Annotated in this window: 1 protein-coding gene; it reads left to right on the top strand. The window is 63.9% G+C overall.

The genetic code is table 11. From position 1 onward, the window contains the following. Window positions 1–59 precede the first annotated feature (59 nt). A protein-coding gene (locus tag BRX43_RS20050; RefSeq protein ID WP_241215108.1) for an IS3 family transposase occupies window positions 60–1,125 on the top strand; the annotation gives its coding sequence in 2 pieces (ribosomal slippage) (window positions 60–309 and window positions 309–1,125; 1,067 coding nt annotated over the 2 pieces). This gene is flagged as partial in the annotation.

Genomic DNA, 1,125 nt, shown 5'->3' with positions numbered 1-1,125 from the left:
TGACGTGCTCCCCGGAAAACATGCCATTGATAAGTTAGCTCGTCAGATGGAGACGAGCGATGCGGCGAGGCCGTTTTACCGAGGATCAGATCATAGGCGTGCTGCGTGAGCACGAGGCTGGCGTGAAGACCGCCGAGCTGTGCCGGAAGCACGGCATCAGCGATGCGACGTTCTACACCTGGAAGTCGAAGTACGGCGGGATGACCGTGTCGGAAGCGGCGAGGTTACGAACGCTGGAGGACGAGAACCGGCGGCTGAAGAAGCTGCTGGCGGAATCGATGCTGGACGTGTCGGCGCTGAAGGATCTGCTGGGAAAAAACTGACCCGGTCTGTGGATCGCTACGCTGCGGTGGAGAAGCTGATGACCGACCGCGGCTTCTCCGAGCGTCGCGCCTGCAGGCTGGTGGGGGTCAACCGGTCGGCGTGGCAATATGAGCCGCTTCGCGGAAAGGATGATGCTGTCCGCGAGCGGATGCGCGAACGCGCCAACGAGCGTCGCCGGTTCGGTTATCGCCGGCTTGCGATCCTGCTCGGGCGCGAAGGCAAGGGCATGAACCTGAAGAAGGTGTACCGGCTGTATCGCGAGGAGCGGCTGACGGTGCGTAAGCGTGGCGGCCGGAAACGGGCGTTGGGCACGCGGGCGCCGATGGCGATTCCGCAGGGTCCCAACCAGGGCTGGTCGCTCGACTTCGTATCGGATGCATTGGCCTGTGGCCGGCGGTTCCGCGTGCTCAACGTCATCGACGACTACAGCCGGGAATGCCTGGCATGCATCGTCGACACCTCGTTGTCAGGCCGGCGTGTCGTGCGCGAGCTCACCGCCATCGCCGAGCGTCGCGGGCTGCCGTGCATGGTGGTCAGCGACAACGGCACCGAACTGACCAGTCATGCCGTGCTCGCCTGGTGCCAGGACACCGGCGTCGAGTGGCATTACATTGCGCCCGGCAAGCCGCAGCAGAACGGCTTCGTGGAATCGTTCAATGGTCGCTTGCGCGACGAATGTCTGAACGAGCACCTGTTCCTCTCGCTGGCTGCGGCGAGACGGATCATTGAGGCATGGCGGACGGACTACAACACCGTGCGTCCGCACAGCAGCCTTGGCGGCATGGCACCCGCCGAGTTTAC

The sequence above is a fragment of the Sphingomonas sp. S-NIH.Pt15_0812 genome (genome assembly GCF_003951315.1).
Taxonomy (GTDB): Bacteria; Pseudomonadota; Alphaproteobacteria; order Sphingomonadales; family Sphingomonadaceae; genus Sphingomonas.
Note: the sequence above shows the minus strand (reverse complement) of the source record. Positions and strands in the feature narration are given on the sequence as shown.